Genomic DNA, 11,629 nt, shown 5'->3' with positions numbered 1-11,629 from the left:
CGAGATCGCGTCGGCCATCGCATTTCTCGCGTCGCCGCGCTCGTCGTACCTCACGGGCGGCTCGATTCCCGTCGACGGTGGACTGATGCTCATGGCGGCACACGGCCACGACATGGCCGGGGAGAGCTGGCGCGAGATCTGAGATCGCACCGACTGGATCTCGCCGGTGCCGGGCCGAGGGCACGACGAGGCCGCGTCGGCGCCTCTACGCGAGTCGCTCGATGTCCGGCAGCTGCCACGTCTTGTCGAACCACGGTGCGAGGGGACCGTACAGCCGGAACATGGCCCACCAGCTCTTGCCGGGAACGGTCTGGATCCAGTTGTGACCGTCCTCGGGCGGTTCGGGACCGAAGTGGACGTCGACGGAGCCGTCCTCGTTCGTGGTGAAATCGCGGTCCTGGCTCGTCACCGACGGCCACTCCTGTCCGGTCTGCAGCATGGACCGGGTCTGGGTGTCGTAGGCGAGGATCGACCAGAAGTCGCCGGCCGGAACGTTCGCAGGGACGCGGAGCCGGTAGGTCCGGCCGCCGTCGAACGGGGCGCCGTCGGCGTCGACGCAGGCGACGACGTACTGGGATCCGGTGCCGATCCTCTCGACGTCCTCTGCCGGACTCACGCCGGTCACCGAGAAGTTGAACTGAGCGGCGGCGTCGAGCAGGGCGACCCCGTCCTCCTCGAACCGATGACCACCGAGGAAGAATGCGCGCCAAGTACTGCCCGGGTAGCGGTAGGCCTCCGGCTGCCGGAACCGGTAGGTGAGGGCGCGACCGGTGGCGTCACCCACCGCGGCGGCTTCGGTGAGGATCGCGCGCATGCGCTCGTCGGGGACGAACGGCCTGCCGCGCCGGATGCCGATCGAGGCGAAGAATCCCAGGGTGAGCGGATCGGACGACTCGGGCGGCTCCGACTGCACCACCTCGTCGAGCATTTCCCACGCCCGGAAGTCGGCCGGGGGGACGCCGACCATGGGTTCGGGCGACACGTTCACGAACCGCATGGACGGCGGACGGTCCGCGAGCGCGAGGGGGTAGGCCCGGGTCTTGTCCTTGATGACCTCGACGGCGGGGTGGGGATCGCCGTGCTCGTCGAGGAAGCCCCGAACGAACAGCACCATGCCGAAGCTGTTGGTCCGCACCACGAAGTAGCCGCCGGGGACCTCACCGTCGTAGCCGGGGGGCAGCAGCAGGTAGGCGCCGCCCCGGCCCTTGTCGGGTCCGGTCAGGCCGACGTCGACCACCCAGCGTCCCCAGCTGTCGTCGATCGCGCCCAGCACGCCGGGCGGCGCCTCGATCACGAGCGGACCGTCGTGCAGGTCGATCCAGATGGCGGTGTACGACGTGCTCGTGTTCGCCGTGAGCCACACGGTGCGCGGATGCATCAGGTCTTCGAAGACGTACGCCGTCGAGTTCACCGGGCCCCACTCGAGGAGCGCGCTGCGCATCGCCGCCATGTTCAGCGCGGGCAGAGCCAGCAGGTACGCCTGCACGGCACGCTGAAAGTCCAGGTTGTCGAACAACGTCCGGACCGTCGCGTCGTCCGGGAAGCCGTCGAAGAACCGCAACGTGCCCAACCGGGTGTGAACCTCGTCGGGCGACTCGATGCCGGCCGGGATGGGGGTCGCCGTCGTATCAGTCATCGCCAGCCTCCTCGTCACGATGCCGCCGACTCCGACGCTACGAATCACATCACCGGCTCTCTAGGGTCCAAAGCCCATAGCTCGCCCCCAGGGACGACCGAAGTCAGCGGCTTCTCCTGGACCCGTCATCCAGGAACCTTCGCCATTGTGGCCACGGCGCCGCCCCGGACCGGGTGCCGCCGTACCCAGCACACCTGTGTCAGTCGAGGTTGCCCTCGGAGGTGGATCGCAGTTACTCGGAGATGGGCAGGCACATCCGGACCTCGGTACCGTGCGGGTGGTTGGGCAGGTACCGGATGCTGCCCCCGTGTCGCTCGACGATGTGCTCCGAGATGATCAGGCCGATCCCGGAACTGTCCTGCTTGGCCGAGAAGGCCCCGGAGGCCAGACGGTTTCCCGAGGCACCGTCCATCCCTCGTCCCTGGTCGAGAACGGAGACGCAGGCCCACTCACCCCGCCGGGCCGTCCGGACTGTCAGCTCCTTGACAGAAGTCGAGGGCAACACGATCTCGTCGATCGCGTTGAAGCAGAGGTTGATGACCACCTGCCCGATCAGCACGCTCTCTCCTTCCACCGGCAACGGGGAACGGGACCTGTCGATCGATATGTGCACGCCCCGCTCGGCTGCCCGCAGACGAACGAAGTACAAACTCTCCTCGACCGTCTCGTTGAGGTCTATGGCAGCCTTGGTGCTCTCGATCCGCCGCACGTAGCGCTTCACGGAGGACACGATTTCCGCCGCCCGGCCGAGCTGCTTCTCCATCCTGTCCAACCCGTAGCTCAGCGCCTCGGGGTCGAGGGATCGGTCGGAGATGCGCGCCTTGAGGCCGCTCAGATAGTTCGTCGAGGCGGCGAGGGGCTGCCCGAGTTCGTGAGCGAGGATCATGGCCATGTCACCCATCGCGTTGTACCGGCTGAGGTACTGGAGGTTGGCCTCCTGATACGCATGCCGGCGTTCCCACTCCACGCGATCCGTCACGTCACGGATCGTCAGCACCCGGGACGTCATTCCGTCGTGCACCACGGCCTCGAGAAAGCCTGCCAGCCAGGTGGTGCTGCCGTCGCTCTTCTCGATCTCCTGCATGATGCCCACCGGCCCGGCCGCCGCGTCCAATTTGGCGACGACGGGCTCGGCGGTCAGGCGAGGCTCACACCGGCCCAGATCCTCCAGGTACACACCGGACAGTTCGTCCGGCGTTCTGCCGAAGAGCTGGGCCGCGAGCGGCGAGATGTCCTCGATGCAGTTCATCTCGTCGAGCACCACGATGCCCGCCGACGTGTGCGTCATGATGCGCTGTAGGGACTGCGACACCCAGCTGAGCTCCTCCTGGAGCTCCACCTCTTCGGCGATGTTGCGGAACTCGACCATCACGACCTGCCCGTCCTGGAAGGTCAGGAGCGAGGCGACCGCATCTGCCAGGAATTCCTGACCGTCCTTGGTCCGGTACTTCCACTGTCTGCGGCTCGAGCCGTGTACGACCGCGTCCTGCAACCACGCCACCCCGACCGAGCGCCGGTACTGACGCTCCTGGCTGCTCATGTGGTGGGCCTTCAACGGTCGCAGTTCGTCGAGGGTGAAACCGAACATCCGGCACGCGGCGGGGTTGGCCCAGAGGATGTTCTTGGACGCGGCCTCGTGGATGAGGATCCCTGTTTCCGTCTTCTCCACCATCTCCTGGAAGTCGCGGCCTGTCGGGAACATCGATCCTCACCTCCGGGTGCCGTGACGGTTCATTGTCGACCCACGAGCGGCGGATCGACCATAGGGGAATGCTTTATGACCGGCGGAGGAAATCCCGATACCGCCTCGTCCGAACCTTTCCTAGCGTTTTCCTCAGCGCGACACGACGAGGTGGATGGAGACGACGATGGCGATCCGGAGCACGATGAAACCAGTGCAGGCGGCAGCGGTGGGCCCTGCCCGGGAGAAGGCCTTCGAGGACGCCCTCGCCGTGCTGCTGGACCGGCGCGACGAGTTCAACCGGCAACGATTCGTGCCGAAGGACTTCATCGCGCTCTTGAAGCAGGCCGGACTCTACCGCGCGTCGACCCCGGCACGGTTCGGCGGAGAACCGATGGCCCCGTCCTCCTTCATGAGGCAGGTCGAGCGGATTTCCGCGGTGGATCCGGCCACCGGGTGGGTGGCAAGCTTCGGATCCTCGCTCGTGTACTTCGCAGCCCTGCCGGTCGAAACCCAGGAGACGATCTACTCCGACGGCCCGGACGTCGCCTATGCCGGCGGGTTGTTCCCCATGCAGAAGGCCGAGAAGGTGGACGGCGGCTACCTGTGCAGCGGGCTCTGGCAGTTCGCCAGCGGATGCCTGGGCGCCGACATCCTCGGCATCGGTCTCGCCGGAGGCCCGGAAACGAACGGCAAGCCACTGACCGCCCTCGTGGACCCTGCCGACGTGGAGATCGTGGAGAACTGGGATGTCGCCGGAATGAAGGCGACGGGGTCACACGCAGTGAAGGCCGACAGGCTCTTCGTTCCCGAGGAGATGACGTTCGTCCGCGGTGGCGCTCCCCTGGTCGACGAGCCGCTCACACGGTATCCGTCGCTCGCCTACGCCGCCCAGGTGCTGGCGGTGGTGACTCTCGGCGCCGCCCGCGGCGCGCTGGACTACGTCCACGAGGTCGGAGCGGTCCGATCCAGCATCACCGGCGGTGACAGCAAGGGAAACCGGCCCGCCTACAAGACCGGCCTGGCCCGCGCCGAGGCCGATCTCCGCTCCGCTCGGGCCTTCTTCTACGAGATCACCGACGAGGTGTGGGACCTGGCGGTCCGCGGCGACGAGATCACCGACGAGTACACGGCCCTGCTCCGCCTGGGAGCAACCCAGGCCGCCCACGTCGGCCGCAACGTCGTGCTCGCCGCGTTCGACCTGGCCGGCACCGGGGCGATCTACGAGAGCCACCCGCTGCAGCGCTACCTTCGGGACGCTCTCGTCCCGGCTCAGCACGCCATGCTTCAGACCAACACCTTCGAGGCGGCCGGAGCCGTTCTCCTCGGCCTGGAACCCGGGATCCCCAGTTTCCCCTGATCAGGGCGGGATCTTCGAGACCAGCGCCTGCCTTCCCAGCGAAAGGACGCCCCATGACCGCCGAACCGTTGCGCACCCTGTTCTGCATCGGCAACAACCAGAACTTCTTCGACCTGCCGAAGGCGGAGATCGGCCCGGTGTGGGTCGGCATCTCCACCATGCTCTCGAATCTCGCGAACATGGACGGCATCCATGTCGTCGGCACGTTCGACGACGACGCCCACATGGTGGGCCCGTCCGACGGCTGGCCCTGGACCTGCTACGTCCTGGCCGACGTGAAGGACCAGGAAACCGTGCGGGCCGCGTGCAACCTGTTGCGGACGACGATGATCGGCGAGTGCGCCCTCTGGAAGTACTTCAAGATCGAGGCCCGCATGGGCCGAGAGCTGACGATCCGCGCCGACGTCGAGGTCTGATCCGTGACCGACACGGAGCACCGCCTCGAGGTGGTCGAGGCGAAGGAGGCCGTCCGCGACTGTCTCGCCCGCTATCTGGACCTGTGTGACGTGCCCGGCCCGCTGCAGAGCCCGGATCGGCTCGGCGTCCTGTTCACCGACGACGCGACCTGGGAAGGACTGGGTCCGGAGTACGCCGGGAAATTCGGAATCGCCAGGGGCCGAGACGAAATCGTGGCCCTCGTGTCCCGGTACCTGCCGCCGGCCGACCACTTCCTCCGCAACGTGCATCTCCTCGGGAGCGAGCAGATCCGTCTCGACGGCAACCGTGCGAGCGGGCAGTGGATCATGCAGCAACTGTCGCTCTATGCGACGGGAACGGCCGAGATTCTCTGCGCCCGGCTCACGATCGACTTCGACCTGGGCCGGACCGGGGGACGTACGGCGGCTCACATGAGCCGGTTCTGCACCCGCCGGATGTTCGCCGCGCCGCTGCCCGCCGAGGCGATGTTCCAACGGATCTGATGCATCCCGGTGATGCCCGCCCTTGCACTTCACGAACGAAGGAATCACATGACGACGACAGAAGAACCCACCGCACGCACCTACGCGGACCTCGTCGCGAACGACCGGGTCGCGGGCCGGCTGTACACCGATCCGGACATCTTCCAGGAGGAGATGAAGAAGATCTTCTACAAGACCTGGGTGTGGGTGGCACACGAGAGCGAGATCCCGGAGGCGGGTTCGTTCAAGACCACCCAGGTCGGAGACCAGCCGGTCATCGTGACCCGGGATCGCAAGGGCAACTTCAACACCCTGCTGAACCGGTGCCGGCATCGGGGGGCGACGGTGTGCGACCAGCGCAGCGGCAAGGCCAACGGCTTCACGTGCCCGTACCACAACTGGTCCTACGCACTCGACGGACGTCTGCGCGGCATCCCCTACCCGGACGGTTACGAGGGCGTCGTGGACAAGAAGGACTTCCCGCTCCAGACGCTGCGCACCGAGAGCTACCTGGGGATGATCTGGGCAACCTTCGACCAGGACGCCGAGCCGCTCGAGGACTTCCTCGGCGACGCCAAGATCTGGATGGAACGCTTCTTCAAGCAGAGCAACGGATTTCCGACCAAGGTGCTCGGCGTTCACAAGTTCCGGTTCAAGGGGAACTGGAAGATCCAGCTCGAGAACACCACGGACGGGTACCACTTCCCGATGGTGCACAAGTCGTGGATGGCCTCCGTCGACGCCGAGACGGCGGACATGATGTCGTTCATGGACGACCCCGCGGCCGAGACCCACGCCCTCGGCAACGGGCACAGCGTCGCGATCATGGCCGCGGCCCACGCGGATCTCGATGTGGACGACGGAACGGAGGAGATCCAGCCCCGTTTCCAGCATCTGGTCGACGAACTCGCCGCCGCGGGAGAAAGCCCCGAACGGATCCGTCGCTATATGCGTTCCATGCACGGTTGCGGGTTCAACCTCAACACCTTCCCGAACGTCGCGATGTCGTCGTCGTTCTTCCGGGTCCTGATCCCTCTCTCCGTCGACGAGACCGAGATCTGGCACATGGCCCTCGGCATGGACGGCGGGCCCAAGAGCGTCAACCGCGAGCGACTGAGGATCCACGAGCACTTCCAGGGGCCGTTCGGTTTCGGTAGCCCCGACGACGCCGAGGGTTGGATCCGGGTGCAGATCGGGGCCGGCGGCAATCCGAACATGCCGATCCTCGTCAACCGCGGCGAGGGACGCGAGTACACGACCGAAGAAGGTTGGCCCACCTCTCATGTCACCGACGAGACGGGGATGCGGGAAGCCTACGCGATGTGGAAGAAGATGATGAGCAATGACTGAGGTCGTACCGATGCCGACCCTGACGGACTCCCGTACCCTCCGGGCCATCGAGCTCGTCTGGAAGGAAGCTCAGGTCCTCGATGCCAAGGACTATCGAGCCTGGGAGCAGATGTACACGGACGACGCACATTACGTGATTCCCATCGATCCGGGCACCGACGACTTCGCCGCGGGCCTGAACATGGTCTACGACGACAAGCGCATGCGGCACCTGCGCGTCGAGCGGATGATGCAGGGCTACTCGCCCTCCGCGGTGGCCGCGGCCCGGACCGTGCGGATCGTCTCGCGGTTCACCGTGGAGGAAATCACCGACACCTCGGTCACTCTCCGATCGGCCCAGATCCTCAATGCGTTCAAGCGCAACGAATTCACGACGCTCGGCGCCGAGCTGACCCATCGGATCGTTCTCGGAGCGGACGGGGACAGAATCTCGCTCAAGGTCGTGCGGCTCATCGACAGCGAGGACGCGGTCAGCGCCTCGGGTTACCTGCTGTAGGGGGCCGATGTGATCTCTCAGTCCACCGGCACCGGGCCGGGTATCGCCGTTGTCACCGGCGCGGCCGGAGGTATGGGTGCCGCCATTGCCCGGAAACTCCACGCCGACGGTAGAAGGGTTCTGCTCGCCGACATCGACACGGCCGGTGTCGAAGCCCTCGCGGCGGAGTTGTCCCCCGACGGATCGACCGCACGCGGTCTCGAGCTCGACGTCAGTCGCAAGGTCGGATTCGAGGAGGCCCTGGCGACATGCCGGCAGATCTGGGGCATCCCCACGATCGTCGTCAACAATGCTGCCGTCACGCAGGCAGCGGATCTGATGAACCTGGCGGAGGCGGACTTCACGAGTGTGCTCACGACGAACGTGAACAGCATCTTCTTCGGTTGCCAGGTGTTCGGCGCGGCCATGGCCGACCAGGGCTTCGGACGGATCGTCAACATGGCCTCACTTGCCGGCCAGAACGGAGGGACGGCAACCGGTGGCCACTACGCGGCCTCCAAGGGAGCGATCCTGACCACCACCAAGGTCTTCGCGCGCGAGCTGGCCGGCCGGGGAGTGACCGTGAACGCGATCTCTCCCGGGCCGCACGACCTCCCGGTCGTGCGGGCCACGGTGCCCCCGGACAGGCTCGCGGGCATCGTCGCCGGGATTCCGGTGGGCCGCTTGGGAAGTCCGTCGTTCGTGGCGGACATGGTCGGGCTGCTCACCTCGGACGACGCCTACTTCGTCACAGGTGCCTGCTGGGACGTCAACGGCGGGCTGTACCTCCGCTGAGCGGAGTCCTCCCGTCCGGGAGGGCCCCGGTCGGCGTTTTCCGTCCGGAGAAATTCACGAGGAGAACGGACATGGCACTCATCGACGTCACCGTCGCCGAGATCATTCAGGAATCACCCACCGTCAGATCGTTCAGGCTGGCGAAGACCGACGGGTCGCCACTGGGTACGTATCTGCCGGGCGCGCACATCGATGTCGTCGGACCCACGTCGATCACCCGCCAGTACTCGCTGTTCAGCACGCCCGATGCGCAGGATTCGTTCGCCTTCGCGGTGAAGCGCGAGGAGAACTCCCGCGGCGGCTCGGCCGCCCTCCACGAAGTGGGGGTGGGCGACGTTCTCCGGATCAGCTCCCCGCGGAACCTGCTGAGCATCGCGACGGACGCCACGCACCACGTCCTGGTCGCCGCCGGCATCGGCATCACCCCGATGCTGAGCCTGGCGCGCTACATGGACGTCCACGGCATCAGCTTCGAACTGCACTACTTCGCGCGCAGCGAGAAGGAAGCCGCCTTCCTTCCGCTGCTGCGTGACCGCTGCCCGGAGAAGCTCCGTGCCCATCTGGGGGTGACCCGGGAGGACCAGGACGAGATCCTCGGAACCACCTTTGCGGGAATGGATCCCGGCGCCCACGTCTACACGTGCGGACCCGACGGGTTCATGACCAAGGTCGTTGCGCTCGCCGGCCGGCACGTCCCGGCCGGGTCGATCCATCTCGAGAACTTCCACGCGGCGGAACAGCCGGACGCCTCCGAGAACTCCGCGTTCGAGGTGGAACTGGAGGGGGAGACCTATCAGGTCCCGGCCGACCGGAGCATCGTCGAGGTGCTTCAGGAGAACGGCTGCGACGTGGACACGTCCTGCCAGGAGGGCATCTGCGGTACCTGCATCATGCAGGTGCTGGCGGGGACTCCGATCCACCGGGACAACGTTCTCACGCAGTCCGAGAAGGAATCCGGCGAGATCATGGCAGTCTGCGTGTCCCGGGCAGCGGGCGAGCGCCTGGTGTTGGACTACTACTGATCCTCGACCGGCACGTCCACCCCGTACCGAAGGACGTCACGCACGAGGGTGCTGATGCTGTCGGCGTCCGTCTTGCTCTTGATACGAGCACGATGGACGTCGACGGTCTTCACGCTCATGCCGAGTTTCCGGGCGATGTTCTGGCTGGGTAGGCCTTCGACCACCAGGGCCAGGATCTGACGCTCCCGCGGCGTGAGGGACGAGACCTTGTTCCGGACCGATTCCCGCACGACATGGTCGGTGAAGCGGAGCCGGGCCTTCTCCACCCCGGCCTGCACGGCGTCCAGCAGCCGTTGCGGATCGTAGGGCTTCTCGAGGAAGTCCAGCGCCCCCGCCTTCAGGGTGGAGACGGACATCCGGATGTCGCCGTGGGCGGAGACGAAGATGATCGCCACGTGCGGCGCGAACTCGTTGAGCTTCTCCTGCAACCGTGTCCCACTCATGCGGGGCATGCGCACGTCGAGGACGATGCAGGCCGGCCGGCTCCCGTCGTAGGCGTTCAGGAACTGCTCACCGCTGTGGCAGATCACCGGTCTGATCCCGATGCTCTCCAGCAACCAGTCGACGGATTCGCACAGTTCGAGATCGTCGTCGACCACGTACACCGTCGTCTCGGCTCGGAGGTCGTCCGCACTCTCCGCCATGGCTCTTCACCTCCGGATTCGGGAGCCAGGGCGTATCCCTGGCTCCCGACATTGTCCCCGTCCGCCGCGCGGGGGGAACCACCTGCTCAGGCGACGTCCGCCGCGGCGTCGTCCCAGCCGGCATCGGCGGTCCAGTAGTTCATTCCCGCCGCGCTCACCTGGTGCCGCCAGGCGGTGGTCCGCCGCAGGAGTGGTTCTTCCCTGCGGACCGACTCGTCGGCCGCCTCGGGGCCGTCGGCCTCCACCGTCCAGTGGACCCAGTTGACCTCACGACCGTACTCGTCGTGGACGAACAGATCGACGTGGTGCCAGCCGCGGTCGAACGTGTCCTCGTAGCAGGTGAGGAACATCCGGTGGTGGTTGGTGGGGCGGGGTTCGAACATGGCTGATCCTTTCACCGAGCCGAGCGAGTAATGTCACCGAGCCGAGCGAGTCTTGTCACCGAGCCGAGCGAGTCTTGTCACCGAGCCGAGCGCGTCTTGTCACCGAGCCGAGCGAGTCTTGTCACCGAGCCGAGCGAGTCTTGTCACCGAGCTGAGCGAGCGGGCGGCTCAGACGGCAATCACGGGCAGTTCACGTAGGAGGGCCTCGAGCTTCTCGCCCACGTCGAGCAGCCGGTCCTCGTGCCCCGGCAGCCCGACGATCTGCAGGCCCAGCGGCAGTCCCGCGGGGGTACGGGCACCCGGCACGACCACGACCGGTAGACCCAGCAGCTGCCACGGCCGGCTGAGGATCGGCGACCCGGTCGCGGACAGGCCGAACGGGGCCGGACCCAGCGCTGCAGGACCGACGATGATCGGAGCGGAGTCCAGAATCTCGTCCAGCAGTTCACGAGAACGGTCCCGACGGGTCAGGGCCGCGGAATACTCGGCCCCGGGAGTCCTGCGACCGTTCTCCAGGAGGTCTCGGATCGGCACGCTCAGTGCCTGCGCATGTTCGTCGAACTCGTGTGCCCGTGCCCGGGCGGCTTCGTACGACATGACGGTGACGTGGTCCTCGGCCAAGGTCTGAACATGATCGTCCCAGTCGAGCGGTTCGGCCTTCACTCCGATCTCTTCCAGCAGGGCGGGCACATGTTCCAGCAACGCCGCCATGGGCGGCTCCAGGGGGTGGAGAGCACCGGCGTTCCAGACCAGGCCCCGAGCAACCGGCTCCGGAGCCCGGGCATCGGAGCGCTCGCGACCGGTGAATGCGTTGTGCACGAAGCGAAGATCGGCCACGGACCGGGTGAGCAGGCCCAGCGAGTCCAGTGACTCGCTCAGACCGGAGATGCCGGACATGTCCGTGGTGCCGTGGGCGAGGACCATGCCGGCGGCTCCGCAGTACGAGGCCGGCCGGGTCAGCGAACCCGCCGTCTGGGTGCCGAGCGCGAGGGGCACGGTCCCCGCCGCGACGGCCGCAGCCGATCCACTGGAGGACCCGCCGGGGGTGTGATCGAGGGCGTGGGGATTGCGGGTGGGGCCGGGGGTGAAGTAGCCGAACTCGGTCGTCACGGTCTTGCCCTGGACGATCGCACCGAGGGAACGCAGACGAGTCACGCAGGCAGCATCGGTGCCGACGGCATCCGGGGAGGTGACTGCGGAGCCGGCACGCGTGGGCATCCCGGCTACGTCGATGAGGTCCTTGACTCCGGCGGACACGGTTGCGTCCATCAGGATGGTGTACGAGCCGGATCGGATCCGATGACCGGCGTGTCGTAACCGGACGAAAGACGGTCACCGCGTGATTCTTCGAGAGAGCTACCAACTCGACTCGACGAAAGAGCAC

The 11,629-nt window shown here is 66.7% G+C and carries 13 protein-coding genes; 8 read left to right on the top strand and 5 right to left on the bottom strand.

The features are described 5' to 3' along the window. On the top strand, positions 1–142 hold a 142-nt coding region (locus AIIKEEIJ_RS32150), incomplete at its 5' end, for an SDR family oxidoreductase (protein ID WP_161997258.1). Between the two features lie 63 nt (positions 143–205). On the opposite strand, the gene AIIKEEIJ_RS32145 is transcribed toward AIIKEEIJ_RS32150, so the two are convergent. Further along, entirely contained in the window at positions 206–1,636 is a 1,431-nt protein-coding gene (locus AIIKEEIJ_RS32145) for a DUF1214 domain-containing protein (RefSeq protein ID WP_161995814.1), read from the bottom strand. A 232-nt stretch (positions 1,637–1,868) separates the two neighbouring features. Next, the gene (locus tag AIIKEEIJ_RS32140) at positions 1,869–3,338 is read right to left on the bottom strand and encodes a PAS domain S-box protein (RefSeq protein WP_161995815.1); all 1,470 of its coding nucleotides are present in this window, start codon (positions 3,336–3,338) and stop codon (positions 1,869–1,871) included. A 154-nt stretch (positions 3,339–3,492) separates the two neighbouring features. Between AIIKEEIJ_RS32140 and AIIKEEIJ_RS32135 the strand changes: the two genes are divergently transcribed. The 7 genes from AIIKEEIJ_RS32135 to AIIKEEIJ_RS32105 all read left to right on the top strand — a co-directional run bounded on the left by AIIKEEIJ_RS32135 (position 3,493) and on the right by AIIKEEIJ_RS32105 (position 9,218). Next, complete coding sequence (locus tag AIIKEEIJ_RS32135; RefSeq protein WP_161995816.1) at positions 3,493–4,677, top strand: acyl-CoA dehydrogenase family protein; 1,185 nt, start codon at positions 3,493–3,495, stop codon at positions 4,675–4,677. A gap of 53 nt (positions 4,678–4,730) precedes the next feature. Continuing rightward, the gene (locus tag AIIKEEIJ_RS32130; RefSeq protein ID WP_161995817.1) at positions 4,731–5,093 is read left to right on the top strand and encodes a hypothetical protein; all 363 of its coding nucleotides are present in this window, start codon (positions 4,731–4,733) and stop codon (positions 5,091–5,093) included. 3 nt (positions 5,094–5,096) lie between these two features. Beyond that, complete coding sequence (locus tag AIIKEEIJ_RS32125) at positions 5,097–5,597, top strand: nuclear transport factor 2 family protein (RefSeq protein ID WP_161995818.1); 501 nt, start codon at positions 5,097–5,099, stop codon at positions 5,595–5,597. Between the two features lie 48 nt (positions 5,598–5,645). Then, positions 5,646–6,926 carry a Rieske 2Fe-2S domain-containing protein gene (locus AIIKEEIJ_RS32120; RefSeq protein WP_161995819.1) on the top strand — a complete coding sequence of 427 codons (1,281 nt, stop codon included), beginning with the start codon at positions 5,646–5,648 and terminating at the stop codon, positions 6,924–6,926. Next, on the top strand, positions 6,919–7,422 hold the full coding sequence (locus tag AIIKEEIJ_RS32115) for an aromatic-ring-hydroxylating dioxygenase subunit beta (protein ID WP_161995820.1): 504 nt from the start codon (positions 6,919–6,921) through the stop codon (positions 7,420–7,422). The genes AIIKEEIJ_RS32120 and AIIKEEIJ_RS32115 overlap by 8 nt, the downstream gene beginning before the upstream one ends. Positions 7,423–7,431: 9 nt before the next feature. After that, entirely contained in the window at positions 7,432–8,196 is a 765-nt protein-coding gene (locus tag AIIKEEIJ_RS32110) for an SDR family NAD(P)-dependent oxidoreductase (RefSeq protein WP_080688648.1), read from the top strand. A gap of 71 nt (positions 8,197–8,267) precedes the next feature. Further along, on the top strand, positions 8,268–9,218 hold the full coding sequence (locus AIIKEEIJ_RS32105; protein WP_161995821.1) for a 2Fe-2S iron-sulfur cluster-binding protein: 951 nt from the start codon (positions 8,268–8,270) through the stop codon (positions 9,216–9,218). On the opposite strand, the gene AIIKEEIJ_RS32100 is transcribed toward AIIKEEIJ_RS32105, so the two are convergent. The 3 genes from AIIKEEIJ_RS32100 to AIIKEEIJ_RS32090 form a co-directional block, all read right to left on the bottom strand. Beyond that, positions 9,212–9,862 (bottom strand): response regulator transcription factor, encoded by a 651-nt coding sequence (locus AIIKEEIJ_RS32100; RefSeq protein WP_006931786.1) that lies wholly within the window; start codon positions 9,860–9,862, stop codon positions 9,212–9,214. The two genes, AIIKEEIJ_RS32105 and AIIKEEIJ_RS32100, sit on opposite strands and share 7 nt — an antisense overlap. An 86-nt stretch (positions 9,863–9,948) precedes the next feature. Then, entirely contained in the window at positions 9,949–10,245 is a 297-nt protein-coding gene (locus AIIKEEIJ_RS32095; protein WP_161995822.1) for a hypothetical protein, read from the bottom strand. A 168-nt stretch (positions 10,246–10,413) separates the two neighbouring features. Beyond that, positions 10,414–11,514 (bottom strand): amidase family protein, encoded by a 1,101-nt coding sequence (locus AIIKEEIJ_RS32090; protein WP_238406333.1) that lies wholly within the window; start codon positions 11,512–11,514, stop codon positions 10,414–10,416. Positions 11,515–11,629 lie beyond the last annotated feature (115 nt).

Origin of the sequence: Rhodococcus sp. YH1, from assembly GCF_009939605.1 — a bacterium.
GTDB lineage: Bacteria > Actinomycetota > Actinomycetes > Mycobacteriales > Mycobacteriaceae > Rhodococcus > Rhodococcus aetherivorans.
Note: the sequence above shows the minus strand (reverse complement) of the source record. Positions and strands in the feature narration are given on the sequence as shown.

Coding starts and splice junctions, on each gene's coding strand:
- AIIKEEIJ_RS32095 (WP_161995822.1), bottom strand. CDS start 10,245: ATGTTCGAACCCCGCCCCACCAACCACCACCGGATGTTCCTCACCTGC.
- AIIKEEIJ_RS32090 (WP_238406333.1), bottom strand. CDS start 11,514: ATGGACGCAACCGTGTCCGCCGGAGTCAAGGACCTCATCGACGTAGCC.
- AIIKEEIJ_RS32105 (WP_161995821.1), top strand. CDS start 8,268: ATGGCACTCATCGACGTCACCGTCGCCGAGATCATTCAGGAATCACCC.
- AIIKEEIJ_RS32140 (WP_161995815.1), bottom strand. CDS start 3,338: ATGTTCCCGACAGGCCGCGACTTCCAGGAGATGGTGGAGAAGACGGAA.
- AIIKEEIJ_RS32135 (WP_161995816.1), top strand. CDS start 3,493: ATGGAGACGACGATGGCGATCCGGAGCACGATGAAACCAGTGCAGGCG.
- AIIKEEIJ_RS32100 (WP_006931786.1), bottom strand. CDS start 9,862: ATGGCGGAGAGTGCGGACGACCTCCGAGCCGAGACGACGGTGTACGTG.
- AIIKEEIJ_RS32115 (WP_161995820.1), top strand. CDS start 6,919: ATGACTGAGGTCGTACCGATGCCGACCCTGACGGACTCCCGTACCCTC.
- AIIKEEIJ_RS32145 (WP_161995814.1), bottom strand. CDS start 1,636: ATGACTGATACGACGGCGACCCCCATCCCGGCCGGCATCGAGTCGCCC.
- AIIKEEIJ_RS32130 (WP_161995817.1), top strand. CDS start 4,731: ATGACCGCCGAACCGTTGCGCACCCTGTTCTGCATCGGCAACAACCAG.
- AIIKEEIJ_RS32120 (WP_161995819.1), top strand. CDS start 5,646: ATGACGACGACAGAAGAACCCACCGCACGCACCTACGCGGACCTCGTC.